Annotated in this window: 14 protein-coding genes; 4 read left to right on the plus strand and 10 right to left on the minus strand. The window is 47.5% G+C overall.

The features are described 5' to 3' along the window. Positions 1-4: 4 nt before the first annotated feature. A complete protein-coding gene (locus AB8599_RS07835) occupies positions 5-1,030 on the minus strand; it encodes a permease (protein WP_407330343.1) in 1,026 nt (341 codons plus the stop codon). An 88-nt stretch (positions 1,031-1,118) separates the two neighbouring features. On the opposite strand from AB8599_RS07835, the gene AB8599_RS07840 reads away from it, so the two are divergent. Then, positions 1,119-2,354 (plus strand): hypothetical protein, encoded by a 1,236-nt coding sequence (locus AB8599_RS07840; RefSeq protein WP_407330344.1) that lies wholly within the window; start codon positions 1,119-1,121, stop codon positions 2,352-2,354. 38 nt (positions 2,355-2,392) lie between these two features. On the opposite strand, the gene AB8599_RS07845 is transcribed toward AB8599_RS07840, so the two are convergent. From AB8599_RS07845 to AB8599_RS07860, 4 genes are all read right to left on the minus strand, one after another. Further along, positions 2,393-3,121 (minus strand): DUF3307 domain-containing protein, encoded by a 729-nt coding sequence (locus AB8599_RS07845; protein ID WP_407330345.1) that lies wholly within the window; start codon positions 3,119-3,121, stop codon positions 2,393-2,395. Positions 3,122-3,123: 2 nt separating this feature from the next. Further along, positions 3,124-3,783, minus strand: a complete 660-nt coding sequence (locus AB8599_RS07850) for a winged helix-turn-helix domain-containing protein (protein ID WP_407330346.1) — start codon at positions 3,781-3,783, stop codon at positions 3,124-3,126. Positions 3,784-3,930: 147 nt separating this feature from the next. Further along, positions 3,931-4,734: a ParA family protein gene (locus tag AB8599_RS07855; protein ID WP_407330347.1), complete on the minus strand. Its 804-nt coding sequence runs from the start codon at positions 4,732-4,734 to the stop codon at positions 3,931-3,933. A 249-nt stretch (positions 4,735-4,983) separates the two neighbouring features. After that, entirely contained in the window at positions 4,984-5,514 is a 531-nt protein-coding gene (locus AB8599_RS07860; RefSeq protein WP_407330348.1) for a cytochrome b, read from the minus strand. A gap of 283 nt (positions 5,515-5,797) precedes the next feature. On the opposite strand from AB8599_RS07860, the gene AB8599_RS07865 reads away from it, so the two are divergent. Next, the gene (locus tag AB8599_RS07865; protein ID WP_407330349.1) at positions 5,798-7,495 is read left to right on the plus strand and encodes a mechanosensitive ion channel domain-containing protein; all 1,698 of its coding nucleotides are present in this window, start codon (positions 5,798-5,800) and stop codon (positions 7,493-7,495) included. An 80-nt stretch (positions 7,496-7,575) separates the two neighbouring features. Here the strand turns inward: AB8599_RS07865 and AB8599_RS07870 are convergent, their stop codons facing one another. From AB8599_RS07870 to AB8599_RS07890, 5 genes are all read right to left on the minus strand, one after another. Then, a complete protein-coding gene (locus tag AB8599_RS07870) occupies positions 7,576-7,977 on the minus strand; it encodes a GFA family protein (RefSeq protein ID WP_407330351.1) in 402 nt (133 codons plus the stop codon). Between the two features lie 126 nt (positions 7,978-8,103). Continuing rightward, positions 8,104-8,505: a hypothetical protein gene (locus AB8599_RS07875; protein ID WP_407330352.1), complete on the minus strand. Its 402-nt coding sequence runs from the start codon at positions 8,503-8,505 to the stop codon at positions 8,104-8,106. 249 nt (positions 8,506-8,754) lie between these two features. Next, a complete protein-coding gene (locus tag AB8599_RS07880) occupies positions 8,755-10,305 on the minus strand; it encodes a tripartite tricarboxylate transporter permease (protein WP_407330353.1) in 1,551 nt (516 codons plus the stop codon). A gap of 2 nt (positions 10,306-10,307) precedes the next feature. Then, positions 10,308-10,784 carry a tripartite tricarboxylate transporter TctB family protein gene (locus tag AB8599_RS07885; protein ID WP_407330354.1) on the minus strand — a complete coding sequence of 159 codons (477 nt, stop codon included), beginning with the start codon at positions 10,782-10,784 and terminating at the stop codon, positions 10,308-10,310. An 88-nt stretch (positions 10,785-10,872) separates the two neighbouring features. Beyond that, positions 10,873-11,856 carry a tripartite tricarboxylate transporter substrate binding protein gene (locus AB8599_RS07890; RefSeq protein WP_407330355.1) on the minus strand — a complete coding sequence of 328 codons (984 nt, stop codon included), beginning with the start codon at positions 11,854-11,856 and terminating at the stop codon, positions 10,873-10,875. 254 nt (positions 11,857-12,110) lie between these two features. On the opposite strand from AB8599_RS07890, the gene AB8599_RS07895 reads away from it, so the two are divergent. Next, complete coding sequence (locus tag AB8599_RS07895) at positions 12,111-13,718, plus strand: ATP-binding protein (RefSeq protein WP_407330356.1); 1,608 nt, start codon at positions 12,111-12,113, stop codon at positions 13,716-13,718. Between the two features lie 55 nt (positions 13,719-13,773). Then, positions 13,774-14,493 (plus strand): response regulator, encoded by a 720-nt coding sequence (locus AB8599_RS07900; RefSeq protein WP_407330357.1) that lies wholly within the window; start codon positions 13,774-13,776, stop codon positions 14,491-14,493. The last annotated feature ends 118 nt before the right edge of the window (positions 14,494-14,611 follow it).

Genomic DNA, 14,611 nt, shown 5'->3' on the forward strand with positions numbered 1-14,611 from the left:
CCCGCTACACCCACATTTGGTAGATGAGCCCCCATGCAAACGAACCAATAAGTGCAAAGCCGACATAAAATATCACCACTTGAATACGCGCCACGGCGACGACGGCAATCATGGCAGGAATGGATGTTATGCCCCCTGCTATCAAGAACGCCATGCCAGCGCCCGGCTGCATGCCTTTATTGATAAGCTCAGCAATGAGAGGCACAGCGACATAGCCGTTGATGTAAGCAGGTACGCCAATGATCGCCGCCCATAGGATTGGCGTTTGCGTGTCCCCACCAAATGAAGATGTAACCCATTCCGTCGGCACATACGCCACCAACAAACTTTCGAGCAAAAAGGCCAGCGCTAGCCATTTCAGCAGTAACATCATAATGTTCGTTGTCTTTTCAATGAATACCGCTTTGCGTGGCGCTTCTTCCCAGAATCGCCAAACTGGCTTTTCAACATAACTGAGGGTTGTTGCATCACCCGTCACGGAAGGTTTCAAAGGATTCACGAGATAACCTCCTTTTTGGGCAAAATACACAGACCAACCTGCCACTAATCCCAATACAATCGCCCCTAGCGCTTTCATCGTCGCAAACTCCCAACTCACAATGCCGGCAGTGAGAAGGTACATGACGGGATCGATAATTGGGCTAGCAATCCAAAAGGCCATCACAGGTGCGAGCGGCACGCCCATCGCAAGCATTGCGGCGATAAGAGGAATCACGCCACAAGAACAAAATGGCGACAATGCTCCAAACATTGCTGCGGTGAGGATCACCACACTTGGCCGCCCCTGAAGGGCATCTGCGATAAGGCTGTCTGCTTGAGTCGCCGTTACATAGGCATATATCAACGACGAAGCCAATATGAATGGAATGATCAATACAAAGGTATCGCCCATAAACAGCAGCGAGGCCGATAACTGCTGTGGATCAATCAACGCAATGGAAAGCAGCGCAAGCAGAAAGACTGTCCATACCGGCTCTAGAAAGGTGCGGTTATAACCAAAATTAATCAGCCCTGAGACAATACTGGACATACTTTCCTCTCCTGTGGGTTTCACTTTTCACGGCATACGGCTTATTATTCAATATATCAGGAATTATAGATATGTCAGGTGGCCTAGGATGGTTTTTACTCAATCGCTCAATATTGAGAAGCAAAGATTAGTGCGAGCAAACCACCTTATCTCGTTCTGTTTCATCTTTAGTTTTGCGCTGATCATCGGTGTGGCTTGGGCGCAACCACCAACAGGGGAACTATCATTTGGCTATCGGCACTTTTGGGAACCCAGTGATGGTTTACCTTCCAATCAAACAGAGATTGGCGTCATTCCCCGCTTTAGTTTTGATTTAACGGAAGACACGACTTTTATACTCGAGCCCGCACTGCGAACCCGAAACCACGACAATGACGATGTATTTGTTGATCCCTACAAAAGCCGATTCACTCAATACTTTGACCAATTACAAATTACCGCGGGATACGACGTTGTGTTTTGGGGGGCAAGTGAAGGGGCACAGATCCTGAATATCCTCAATCAGAAAGATCTCGGCACTGACTTTAGCGCAGACCAACCACTCGGTCAGCCAATGGTGAAATTTTCGGGCTATATCGGAGAAGGATTGGCAACATTTTACTATCTGCCTTATACACCCAAAAGACATTTTCGAGAGTATTCTGAGCGCCTTTCTGCTGGTTTTGATATTGATGGCGAGAACGTTCAATGGCGCGATAGTCAACACGCCTATTACCCAGGATTCGCTGCACGGTACGCGTATTCTTTTGACGACATGGATATCGCGTTATTGGGCTTCCATGGGATTAACCGAGAGCCCGCGTTTGTGGTGGAGGCGGGGGAATTTGCACCCATCTATACGGTAGGAACACAAATCGGAATGGAAGTGCAGCGGGTCATGGGCAATTTGCTGACGAAATTTGAAGTGCTAAATGTGTCTGATGCCCCTACTCTTCGCGGCGACTTTGATGAAACCACTCAGTATGTCATCGCTGGTGAATATAGCGTGTTTAGTGTCTTTGATAGCGGTGCAGATCTAAGGTGGGTCGCAGAGTACAGTGACAACACATTGGGCGAAGAACTGCTTTCTCTCTATCAACATGATGTATTGCTGGCGGTGCACACCTCGTTGAACGACGTGGATTCCACTGAAATTAGCCTTTCCCTTCTTCACGACCTCGATCATGGCAGCAATATTATCGAAGTCACGCTGACCCGTCGCCTCACTCAAAACATTGACCTAGAAGCGACATTTTTTGATCTATCCGCAATGTCAGCCAGCGATTTTTTTTATGGGCTAGAACCTGACAGCTACGGCGAAATCACGCTAACGTATTACTTCTGAACAACAGTGGCGGTTTATGCCTCCGCGAAGCCATGCGGCTAGAACTTGCTTAAGTACCCGCCGAGTAACCCACAACCTATGCCAAACAGTGCGCTGGCGAATGTTCCTAACATGACATATTCGGTGAACATTCGGCTTCCGTGATCTTTTAAATCGCCAAAACGAAATACCGATTTTGCCGCTAATACCAATGCTACACCTGGTAACTGCCCCCATAAAACAAAGGTCACGATAAGAATACGCTCAAAATAACCAATATATGCACCCGCATCTTTAAGTGGCTTATTGGTGCCACTCGACTCGGTGCTTGTGACTTCGTCGGTCCAGTTTTGCAAGAGCAACGCAATCGCTGCAGAGGACGGTTTCATTGCCAATAAGTACGCCGTTGCCCAGCAAAACAGCATCCACCAATCGGTTTTTTCAAGCGCGATTTTTGCGGCGACTCTGTCTTCGGCACCGACGACAAGCAACACAACGATAAGCAGCATAAGAAGATGTAACAGCTGTTTAACCACCAAATAGCGAAGTCCGGTTGGGCTCGCGCGGAACCAAACTGAAATGGCGACACTAGATAGCCCAATGAACAGCGCACCCAATAAAGACCAGAGCAAAGGAATATGAAGCAGATAAAAGGCGACTAGCGAAAGAACACTTTCAATGAGCACGGGAAGGTAAACGTGGCGCGCGCGTCGTGCCATGACAGGAAAGAGATAAAACTCAACACATACGTGAACAACAACCAATACCAGTAGCAATGTTAGTACCATGCTTACCTCTCCCTAGCACACTGATAACGTAAAAGCCTGTCAGCATACCATTTGCTGATTTCTTCAATACGCGCGTAGTGTGCTCGGTTTATGATTCTTGTGAATGCGCTTCGAGTTATACCGAGATCTTGTGCAAGAACCGAGTGCTGGGCTGTTGGGTTTTTCATCCAAACAGACAATGCGATTGCCATCTTAGTGGTCAGTTGCGTGATGTGGTCGTCAAGCAGGGAGACCACCAAATTCACGTCGCTGGCAAAATCAGTCTCATCAGCCGTGAATGCCAAGCGTTGGCTTTTCATGGTATCCAGGCGTCGGCCTGACAATATAAACGCGTCGGAATTATTGGCCATTCTGACCGGAAGTTCTCTTTGCGTTGCTTGCGCCACAGACAGTGACAACCTCGCGTCAGCAGAACCCTCAATGCTTTTTAGGGCAATGCGAATGGTCATCGCCATGCCAAACAAGCGTTCTGGGGTATTGGTGTAAAGCTGGAATGCATCACCGCGATATATTTCACCGACTGTTTCGCCGCTCACATCTCGCTCGCCAAAATCTTCAAAGCAGTGATTTAAAGCGGCCAAACAAGCCTGACGTGTGGACTCGCTCATGTCTGTCGAGCCCACAATGTCTCCCGTGATCACCCCTGCATAGTGCTTTTTCATCTCACCCTCGAGTTACACCATTAAGTAACATAATTAAATGTTACGCTATAATGTAACTTTGTCAAAGGTTACGTCAATCCATCACTTGAGATACCCGTTTGCTTATCAGCTTCGTAAACCAGATAACCTACTTCTACGGGTTATGACTCAAACGGCCGTTTCTTCAATTGTCGTTTTTTCAATGGGCGCTTCTAGCTTGGCGTATAACTCCGCGAAACTTTTTGACAACTTGTGCTGAGGTGCAAAATGAACCAGCGGTTTTTGATGATAATGGGATTCTTTCATTTTCACCGATTGCGGAATAAACGGCTCAAGTAATGGCAAACCCAGTTCACGCACGTTCTCGATGATTAAAGCCGGAAACTTAGCCTGTGCGTTGAACATATTGACCACGACCCCTTCAAGCGCCAGTTTACGATTGTGATCGTTACGAAGCTCTGCAAGGTTATCCATCAAGGTCAACAGTGCTTGATGCGAGAATGTGTCGCAATCAAATGGGATCAGTAAGTTGTGTGCCGCGATCAGGCCCGCTTTACTGTAGAAATTCAGGTTGGGCGGTGTATCGATATAAATCCTATCGTATTCACTTTCTAGCTCATCTAAGGCTTCACGCAGTTTGTATATTTTATAGCGACGTTCAAGCTCAGGCTCAAGTGCCGCAAGGCGTGGACTAGACGGAATAATATCGAGGTTTTCATACGCTGTAGGTTGAGGGAATTGTTTGATAGGCGTTGAAACCGAAAACCATGACACGGTTTGGTCAAACAAGTCGGCCACGCTTCTGTCATTTTTGCCGTTAATATCAATGCCCAGATAGTGACTGCTGTTTCCCTGAATATCTAAATCAATCAGCAGGGTTTTCTTGCCACTTGCAGCACTGAGGGCTGCTAGATTGACCGTAATACTTGATTTACCCACGCCACCTTTTTGGTTAAAAATAATTCGTCGCATCTTACTGCCTTCCATTGGTTTTGAAAAAGCACGACCGCGAACTGTGCATGGTTATGAAACATGGCTGCAATAACAATCATGTTTCATAAGGTTATCAGGCTATTGCACACAAAAAGTGAAGATGGCTCTCGATTAGACGCTTTGATTTGGAAAGAAAAATGACGATGCACCCGTGACGATGATGACAAAACGACACGGGCGCAGCAGCAAAGCAATCAACATGGGAGTACAACGTCGTGGGTAACGTGACTATTTACCCAGCATGCGTTTCAACGTCATGTCTTTATCAACAAGGTGGTGCTTAACCGCGCCTGCCACATGCAGCACAATCACAGCGATAAGGATAAACGCCAGTATTTCATGAGTTTCATGTCCAACGGCCTGCATCCATTCTGTTTTCTCCCCGCCAGCAATCAAACTCACACCGAATACATCTAGCCCGCGACCGCCACCCACCGACATCATGATCCCAGAAACAGGCATTAAAATTGTCGCCAGCAACAACAGGTGATGCGCCCCTTTTGCTGCTTTTTCCTGCCAGTTAGGTGAACCAGGAATCGGCGTAATTTGCCCTTCTTTCAAACGCCAAAGCACACGCAGTGAAGCGAGTATAAGCACGATGAATCCGATTGATTTATGAATACCGATTAGCTCACCCTTGTCAGGGCCTTTCGGCAGGTCAACCATATAAGAGCCAACGGCAAGCATGCCAATGATCACCACAGCAACTGCCCAATGCAGTGCGATGGTCGTTTTCGATAATGAAGACGTGTTACTCATCGATGAATCTCCTTATTCTAAGAAGGGTAATAAACGTGGCTATATTGCGTCCGAATTGATTGCCGATCAATCAGGTGAACGTAAATTTAAGTAAAGTAACAGGATATTTCTAAGACCAATATGCACCAGAGTCACTACACCGAACTTCCGAAGCGACACGAAGGTCACGCTCCTGCCACCAACCGTCCTGATTGTTCAATTGTGAGAGGGAGATTCAATGCCAGTCTCCATACAAAATGCCATACTTCTCACCTAATCGCCTTGAATCGATGGAGCCGTTTCAATGAACTTACGCGTCCCCCTTTCTGTTGCTGCAACGCTGTTCGTGATTCTTTTTGCATTCACACAACCTGTTTTCGCCAACACCGAAGCTGTCGCACCCACAGCGATAAGTCCAACATCTACTGACACACAGAAAGATGAGATCAGTAACCTACAAAAAGAACTTGCTACTCTCACTGCCATGCAGAAACAGGTCAGTGGTGAAGATAAGCTTGCCCTGCAACAACAAATGTTTCAGAAAAATGAGCAATTACGCACTTTGATTGCAGCCAGTGTCAAAGATAACCCTAGTGAAAAAGGCCATTTAATTGAACAAATAAAGCAGCAACAGGACTATGCAAGAGAAGGGATAAAATACCTTACGCAGCGCTCATCAGAACTATCTGAGACGCTCAACGCCGCAAATAACGAAGAGAAATTTCAAATACTGTCAGACTACGAAGAGTCTCGGAAATATCTCGATAGCATATATGAAGAACAAGCACAGAACATTGAATGGTTAAAAGCGCTAGGTGTACTAACGCCCAAACAAGAAAGCAACTTCAAACAGACAATCTTACAACGTACTGAGCAGTTAGCTGCCAACGTGAAATATCTTCGCCAACAGTTAAAAGCTGACGATGCACAACTTAAAGTCGCCCCGGAATCTGAAAAAGCAACACTCCAGCTAGCAAAACTCATCAATCAACGACGAATGGACATCTCGACAAACAGCCTCTCTGTCATTGTAAACATTGCGGATAAATTGGGAATTCCTACTGCTGAATACAAACGGTTATCCTTCGAAGTCACCGGTAGCGTTACCCAAGATCTGCTCAGCGTTGATGTGCTGATGTCCATATTAAAAACATGGTCTAGCTCATTTTGGAATTGGTTTGTCACAAATGCTCCCCAGATCATCTTCCAGCTTGTCGTGTTCTTGGTGATCCTGTTCATTGCTCGTCTGATTGCCAATGTCACTCGAAAAGTCGTCAAACGCGCTGTCGCGTCTAAAAATTTGAAGTTCTCCCAGTTGATGCAGGACTTCTTTATTTCCATGTCAGGAAAAGGCGTTTGGTTTATAGGTATCTTGATTGCCTTGTCTCAAATAGGTTTAAATCTCACACCAATACTGACGGGTTTCGGGATTGCGGGTGTGATCATCGGTTTCGCGTTGCAAGATACGCTATCCAACTTCGCGGCGGGTATGATGCTGTTGATCTATCGTCCGTTTGATGTGGGTGATTTTGTCGCGGCCGGTGGCGTTGAAGGTAAGGTGAGTCACATGAGCTTGGTGAATACCACGATCAAGACATTCGATAACCAAATCATCATTGTGCCGAACAGCAAAATCTGGGGGGATGTCATCAAGAACGTCACGCACGAAAGAGTCCGTCGTGTCGACATGGTGTTCGGTGTTAGCTACACAGACAACATCCCTCACGTTGAAAAAGTATTGCATGACATTGTCACTCAGCATCCTTCTGTCCTTCGCGCACCAGAGCCTGTAATCAAGCTGCATGTCCTTAACAGTTCTTCCGTTGATTTTATCGTTCGCCCTTGGGTGAAAACCGATGATTACTGGGATGTGTATTGGGACGTGACGCGCGAAGTAAAAATGCGGTTCGACAAAGAAGGGATTTCCATTCCGTTCCCACAACAAGATGTGCATCTTCATATGGCATCAGGACAACTTCAGCCCCCAGCTAAAGACGCATAATCCTCGGCAACAGTGAGCAGCGAGGCTCCAGAAACAAAAAGGGTGCGATTTAATCGCACCCTTTTTGATCAAATAAATATTTACTCTGGCCTGTCCGCAGGGTGATTCACACCATCATTTGTCACTACGTCGCCCAAATCAAATGGGTTAACCCCTTCAAGGCAACCCACATTGAAACCATATTCAGTCGGATCAGAACGACGCTGGTGGTGCGTATAAATCCCGCATTCTGAGCAGAAGTAGTGCTTTGCGGTTTGGGTGTTGAACTGATAAAGCTTGAGCAAGGCTTCACCTTTCACGATACGAATGCCATCAAGTTTAACCGATGCAACAATTGCCCCTTTGCGTCGGCAAATTGAACAATCACAACGTCGCGGCTTATCAATGCCGTTAGGAAGAGAAAGCGCCAACTCTACGCCACCGCAATGACACGTGGCGCGGTGAACTTCTTGAATCACGGTGTTGCCAACACGTTTAATCACAAAGCAATCTCCTTGAAATATCCCTAAAAACAATCTGGAGGTTAACAATTAAACGCACATAGCGAACCAGCGCAAAAACTCTGCTTTAATTAATTGATTTATGGCGCAATTGTTAACGCTTGCTCATTAGACTGACTGATTAAAATCCGGCGCATTGTCAGGGTCAATCGGCTTCACTGGCGCAGGTGTTGTATCCGGTTCTTTATCATCCGGCGAGGTCAGCACTTCATCAGCTTTCTTTTCTGCTTCTTCTAGCAGTTCACCGCCCTTCTCTTTACTTTTATTCCATATTTCGCTGCTTTTCTCTTTGGTGCTATCCCAAATACTGCTGCTGCCTTCTTCGGCTTTATCCAGCAGTTCGCCGCCTTTTTCTTTGGTCGCATCCCACGCGCTTCCGCCCGCTTCTTTTGCTGAATCCCAGGCTTCTGCGGCAGATTCTTTTGCTTTATCCCAGCTACTTTCTTCGGCATTTACGGCCAAAGGAAGGGTCAACAGTGCTGATAAGACAAACCAATGGATTCGCTTCATCTTGATATCCTCTTTCATGCTTCGAAAACAGCAACCTTGCTGCCCTGAGTGTGTTCTTTCGGCTTAGTGCAATCAGGTCAAATCACACGGCAATGTCAAAAATTGTCACACATCCATGATGCTTAGACAATGACCGCTTATTCTTTGTCACGCAACGAACTCACAATAAAACACTGTACATAATCTATCAAATAAAAATGCCATCTAAGAGATGGCATTGTAGAGAAACGTATCGCTTAGCTATCGAAGTTAACCATCGTTACGATCGACTTGAACCTTAGTTTCCGCCGCCTTCGCGCCGACGCCCATTTTTTCAAGCACCACTCGAAGCAAAGGCAATACCAGCACAAAGATTGAAATACTGATGATGGTCAATGTCATTGGACGCTCCCAGAGGAAGCTCAGGCTACCATCAGAAATGGTAAGTGACCGACTGAGGTTGTTTTCCATGATCCCGCCCAGAATGAAACCGAGAAGCATGGGTGCCATCGGGAAATCCAACAGCCTAAGGAATATCGCGACAACCGTAATTAACACCATCATATTGATATCAAAGGTATTAAAGCTCACCAGATACACGCCAGTGATCGAGAAGAACAAAATCAACGGGATCAAGATAGGACGTGGAATAACCAGCAAACGTGAGATATACGGAATCAACGGCAAGTTCAAAATCAACAGTACCAAGTTGCCGAAATACATCGAAATAATCACTGACCAAAACACATCTGGGTTATCAATGAAAAGACGTGGCCCTGGCTGTATGCCATAGGCGATCAACGCACCCAGCATGATCGCTGTCGTGCCTGAACCCGGAATACCCAGCGTGAGCAAAGGAACAAATGAACCTGTAGATGCCGCATTGTTGGCTGACTCCGGCGCTGCTAATCCGCGCAATGCCCCTTTACCAAACTGCTCTTTCAAACGCTTCGGTGCAAGATTGCGTTCAAGGCCATAGGCAAGGAATGACGCAATGGTCGCCCCCGCGCCCGGCAAAACGCCAACAATAAAGCCGAAGATAGAAGAGCGCGCGATAGTCGGCGCGACTTCTTTCACTTCTTCTTTGCTGAGCTTCATGCTGCCCAAAGACGCCATGTCCATGTCCGGTTCTTCTTCTTTGTGCTGACCTTTAAGTACCGTCATCACCACTTCAGCAAGCGCAAACGTCGCCATGGCCAGCAAGAGGAAGCTGACGCCATCAACCAAATCGAGGTTGCCAAATGTAAAGCGAGGCGCGCCAGAGATAACATCCGTACCCACGGTGGCAATCATCAAACCGAATACGGTCATCGCCATCGCTTTCAATACCTGCCCTTTCCCTGCAAACGCTGAGACCGCCGTCAAACCGAGCACCATCAACGCAAAGTAATCCGCCGATTGGAAACTCAGTGACACAGTAGCTAGCGCAGGCGCAGCGAACAGAAGGATAATCGCACCAATCGTGCCGCCCGTGAATGAAGAATAGGCTGCCAACGCCAGTGCTTTACCTGCTTGACGTTTTTGCGCCATTGGGTAGCCATCAAACGCGGTAACAACAGTGCTTGAACAACCCGGCGCATTGATCAGAATCGACGAGGTTGAACCACCAAATACTGCACCGTAATAGACACCTGCCATCAAGATGATGCCAGATGCTGGGTCCAAGCTATAAGTAATAGGGATCATCAGCGCCACCGCTGAGATTGGGCCCAAACCTGGCAACATGCCAATGAACGTACCGGCAAAACAGCCCACCACCACCATCATGATGTTGAAAGGCATGATCGCGGTGCTTAACCCTGTTGTGATTCCGTCCCACATAATTATTGGCCTCCAAAGATCATCATGAACAAGCGACCCGGCGCGAGATAGATATCCAGCAGCTTGGCGAGAATAAACCAAATGCCGACGGCAAACGGCACGGAAGCAATGAAGAGTGTTTTAGGTCGTCGTTCACCTAAGATCCAGTAACCGACCACCAAAAAGAAGATGGTAGAAAGTGCGAAACCTACCCATTCAAGTGCGAATGCAAACGCAACGATGAGCAGAAGCAATTTAGAAACCAACAGAAAATCAAGACCTGCAAATGAAAGCTTACTGGCAGTATCATGCCTTGCGGTACCAAGCATTAACACCCCAAGCAAACCGCCCATATAGGACAGTACGATGGGAAGTGTTTGCGCGTTAAACGGTTCGTATTCATCGCCCGGTAACATAGGGATGTGGCGAGCGTAATAACCATAGGCCACTGAAAGACTGAGAAAAATGAGACCACCGATATGGTCTTTAGTGACAACCATGAGAAACTCCTTGGATGCAACAACAGACGGGCGAACCCGTCTCAAGCTTATAAAGCTGGGTCAACATTAATGACCCAGTCATTTTTTCTTATTGAAGGAAGCCCAGCTCACGCATCAGGTCGCCAACTTGTTGCTCTTGGCCTTCTAGGAAAGTAGTGAACTCTGCACGAGGCTTGAACACTTCGGTCCAACCATTGCGGTCACGAACGACTGCCCACTCATCCGTACTGTACATTTTTTCCAGTACCGCTGCGTACTCATCGGCTTTTTCATCAGACAGACCCGGTGAACCGAAGAAACCACGCCAGTTGATGAAGGTCGCGTCATAACCCAGCTCTTTCAAGGTTGGGACGTCTGCTGCTGCCGCTGAACGCTCATCGCCCGTCATGGCAAGAATGCGCACTTCACCCGCGTTTTTCAGCGCTAACGCTTCACTGAAGCCTGTTGAAAGCACGTGAGCTTCGCCAGACAGAATGCCAGCCATTGCTTTGCCGCCAGCATCGTAAGCCACGTATTTCACACGCTTTGGATCACCGCCAGCCGCTTTAAATGCCATGGCTGCGACCAAGTGGTCCATGCTGCCACGAGCCGAGCCGCCAGCAACTGCTACTGAACGTGGATTTTCTTTGTAATCATTAATCAGCTGTTGGAAGGTTTGATATTTTGAGTTGGTGGGAACCACAAATGCCGCGTAGTCACCCACTGTTGCAGCAATTGGCTTAAGATCACGGAACGACTGAGGGAACACTTTCGACAAAGAGCGGATAACAATAGGGGTCGAGTTCACCATCAGCGTGTTGTCAGCTTGGCCGTCAACTTCAATGAGGTGTGCGATCGCTTTACCGCCGCCACCGCCTGACATATTTTCGTATGAAACGGTTTCAACCAAACCTGATTTTGACAGTGCTTCGCCAGTACCGCGTGCTGTTCCATCCCAGCCACCACCTGCACCACCAGGGATCAAGAAGTGAATTTCTTCAACCGCCGCATTAGCCATGCCTGCACTTAGTGCAGACGTCAGCGCGAGGGCTGCGATGAAAGAGCGCTTTTTAGCGAACATTTGTGAAATCATAGGTATTTCCTCATGTCGTTCCGTCCTTTGGACGCGTTAATTATTTTTGTCCTACCCCTTCAACGTATTCGCTAGGCTGTCTATTGGAAACCTTGTGGATTTAATGTTTTTTTAAACTATTAAAAACATTTTGTTCATATTGTTCACTTGCGTGACAGACCACAAAGAATCATTATTTCAATAAGATAGATAATAGTGATTCGCGCCAAGCTAACACCACGCCACAAAGTTGTACGAAAGGACGCCATCAACCCATGCTTTCACTACGTTCGCTAAAACTCAAAACCCGCATGATGCTCATTCTCGGCATGATGGCTCTCCTCCAAACAGGCTTTATTGGCTTCTTTGCCCTGGTGTATTTAAGTCAATCGCTTGATGAACAGATTGGGCTGCGAGCGCTGCATGTTGCAAAAACCATCGCCACCATGCCTGACGTGGTTGAAGCAGTAGAAAGCCGAGACAGCGAATGGTTACAACCAATATCTATTGATCTGGCGTCAGTCAATGATGCGCGATTTGTGGTGATTGGAGACAGAAACGGCATTCGTCTTGCCCACCCATCCTGGAAGCGTGTCGGTAAGCCGATGTACGATGACGAAGGTGACCACAACGAACCCGCTCTGTTGTACGGCAAGCCTTATATTCAAAAAGCCACCGGCAGCCTTGGTGCTTCGGTGCGCGGTAAAGCCCCCATCTTTGACAGCAACAACGAAAACGTGGTGGGTATTATTTCCGTCGGCTTTATGCTTTCGTCGGTCGAAGACACGATCAACCGCTACCGCGACACCTTATATCTCGTGATCATTCTCAGTTTTGGGCTCAGTGTGCTCACTGGGCTTTGGTTCGCCTCTCATTTCAAAAAAGCCATATTCGGATTGGAGCCCGAGCAAATTGGCCAGCTTTTCCAAGAGCGAAACGCCACACTGGAATCGGTCCGAGAAGGTATTATTGCCGTAAATGGCAAAGGCAATATCACCACCTTCAACCGCGCCGCTGTCGATACACTCGGGCTAGACGCCAACACCAAACTGACCGGACGCCCTATTGAAGATGTGTTACCAGACAGTCGTTTAATGGAGGTATTACGCACAGGTAAACCTCAGATCGACAAGGACGTATGGCTACAAGACAGAAACCTCATCGTGAACCGACTCCCCCTGTTGCAAAACGGTCAGATCACCGGTGTTGTTTCAAGCTTTCGACGCAAAGATGAATTGGATGCGATCAGTAAGAAACTCAGCCAAATCGAGCAATATGCCGACACCCTTCGCAGTCAATCACACGAGTATTCAAACAAACTCCACACCATCGCTGGGCTCATTCAACTGGGTGCAACCGATGAAGCGTTAGCGCTGATTGGGCAAGAAACCCAAAGTCACCAAGCCTTGATTCAATTATTGGTGGACGCTGTGCCCGACCCTATCCTCGCGGGTTGTATGCTGGGTAAATACAATCGTGCCAAAGAACTGGGGTTGCACCTCGAAATTGACCCAGAAAGCAGCATGAAGGAGATTCCTGATCACATCCCGCGTGAAGAGTTAGTGAGCATCATTGGCAATCTGATAGACAATGCCCTTGAAGCCACACTGAAAAACCACCAATTCAATGTTCGATTATCCATGACCGACTTAGGGAACGACCTAATTTTCGAAATTGAAGACGAAGGTGCGGGTATTTCAGAAAATGACCAAGAACGCATCTTTCGTAAAGGCGTGACCAGCAAGGAAGGTGAAGGCCATGGCTTCGGACTTCACCTTGTTGAAAAGCTGTTGCAGAAACTCGGTGGCACAATTTTGCTCGAACCCGCAGATACTGTCGGCAGTCGATTCACTGTTTACATCCCAAAGGCTAACGCCAACTAGACTTAACGTACATTGGAATAAATAAAGTAAGACCAACAAGGAATGAGTTGTACCTATGGCCCAAAACATCCGCGTCGTTATCGCTGAAGACGATATTCAGATTGCAGAAATACAAAAACGCTTTCTAGACCGCATAGACGGTGTAGAACTGGTCGGTATCGCCCACACATTGGAAGACGCAGAAGACCTTGTAGACGTTTTCAAACCTGAATTACTGCTGCTTGATAACCACTTCCCAAGCGGTACAGGCCTAGATTTACTCCGGAAACTGCGAGCCAACAACAGCGCAACAGACGTGATTTTGATAACCGCAGCAAAAGAGGTCGATACGCTACGAGACGCGCTGCGTGGCGGCGTGTTTTACTACATACTCAAACCGTTAGTATTCGAACGCTTGCAAGAAGTGATCGGCCAATACGCCACACACCTCGAAAAGTTGCGCGCCATGGAGTCATTGGCACAAACGGATGTCGACACGCTTTTACCACAACGTATGGCATCCATGCCAACAGCAGACAGCTCAACCAACGCAAACACCCCGCGACTTCCAAAAGGCATTGATGTGATTACGCTGGATAAAATCCGAGCAGTGTTTGCGGATTCTGCAGAACCACTCAACGCCGAAGAAGTCGGTACCTTGATTGGCGCAAGCCGAACCACTGCCCGTCGTTATCTTGAATATATGGTGAGCACTTTAGAACTGGAAGCTCAGGTTAATTACGGCAGTGTTGGCCGGCCAGAGAGGCGTTATATTGCGGCACACTCCCCCTCCTGACTAGCCTAATCCTTTCATCACCTGTGACCTATACCGTATAAATGAAGATCAAAATATTCAGTTATAGTGCGTTAGGATGAATTATCTCGCCTTGTATCATTGCCCGGTTTAGGCTGTT

This window comes from Enterovibrio litoreus (assembly GCF_045679545.1).
Taxonomy (GTDB): Bacteria; Pseudomonadota; Gammaproteobacteria; order Enterobacterales; family Vibrionaceae; genus Enterovibrio.

Coding starts and splice junctions, on each gene's coding strand:
- AB8599_RS07875 (WP_407330352.1), bottom strand. CDS start 8,505: ATGAAGCGAATCCATTGGTTTGTCTTATCAGCACTGTTGACCCTTCCT.
- AB8599_RS07845 (WP_407330345.1), bottom strand. CDS start 3,121: ATGGTACTAACATTGCTACTGGTATTGGTTGTTGTTCACGTATGTGTT.
- AB8599_RS07855 (WP_407330347.1), bottom strand. CDS start 4,734: ATGCGACGAATTATTTTTAACCAAAAAGGTGGCGTGGGTAAATCAAGT.
- AB8599_RS07880 (WP_407330353.1), bottom strand. CDS start 10,305: ATGTGGGACGGAATCACAACAGGGTTAAGCACCGCGATCATGCCTTTC.
- AB8599_RS07850 (WP_407330346.1), bottom strand. CDS start 3,783: ATGAAAAAGCACTATGCAGGGGTGATCACGGGAGACATTGTGGGCTCG.
- AB8599_RS07840 (WP_407330344.1), top strand. CDS start 1,119: ATGGTTTTTACTCAATCGCTCAATATTGAGAAGCAAAGATTAGTGCGA.
- AB8599_RS07900 (WP_407330357.1), top strand. CDS start 13,774: ATGGCCCAAAACATCCGCGTCGTTATCGCTGAAGACGATATTCAGATT.
- AB8599_RS07865 (WP_407330349.1), top strand. CDS start 5,798: ATGAACTTACGCGTCCCCCTTTCTGTTGCTGCAACGCTGTTCGTGATT.
- AB8599_RS07860 (WP_407330348.1), bottom strand. CDS start 5,514: ATGAGTAACACGTCTTCATTATCGAAAACGACCATCGCACTGCATTGG.
- AB8599_RS07890 (WP_407330355.1), bottom strand. CDS start 11,856: ATGATTTCACAAATGTTCGCTAAAAAGCGCTCTTTCATCGCAGCCCTC.
- AB8599_RS07835 (WP_407330343.1), bottom strand. CDS start 1,030: ATGTCCAGTATTGTCTCAGGGCTGATTAATTTTGGTTATAACCGCACC.
- AB8599_RS07895 (WP_407330356.1), top strand. CDS start 12,111: ATGCTTTCACTACGTTCGCTAAAACTCAAAACCCGCATGATGCTCATT.
- AB8599_RS07885 (WP_407330354.1), bottom strand. CDS start 10,784: ATGGTTGTCACTAAAGACCATATCGGTGGTCTCATTTTTCTCAGTCTT.